This is a genomic window from Paucilactobacillus vaccinostercus DSM 20634, assembly GCF_001436295.1.
In the GTDB taxonomy this organism is placed as follows: Bacteria; Bacillota; Bacilli; order Lactobacillales; family Lactobacillaceae; genus Paucilactobacillus; species Paucilactobacillus vaccinostercus.
Genome location: NZ_AYYY01000050.1, coordinates 1 through 310, shown reverse-complemented (window position 1 = coordinate 310; position 310 = coordinate 1). Strand labels below are relative to the sequence as shown.

The window sequence follows — 310 nt, the reverse complement described above, 5'->3', positions numbered from 1 at the left end:
CGAAAACGATCTGAGATTATCAGTACTGATCTTCCGACGGAAGATGAAGTCCATGAGCCAATGATAAAACTGTGTCCACATGGGCATGACCTCCAACGAGTTGGTAAACATTATGTACGACAAGAAGTTCGCGTGATTCCAGGACGACTATATGTTGCCAACATATATGAGGCAACTTACAAATATCATCAATGTGACCAACAAGATGCGATTAGCCATCTCTACCAAGGAAATGCGCCAAGGGCGTTAATACTTCACAGCATGGCATCGGCTTCTTTAGTGTCTGAAATTGCTTATCACAAATATGTCC

At 42.6% G+C, this 310-nt stretch carries 1 protein-coding gene; it reads left to right on the top strand.

The genetic code is table 11. From position 1 onward, the window contains the following. Positions 1–60 precede the first annotated feature (60 nt). Positions 61–310, top strand: a 250-nt coding sequence (locus FC26_RS13080) for an IS66 family transposase zinc-finger binding domain-containing protein (protein ID WP_338045565.1), incomplete at its 3' end; no start/stop codon positions are given.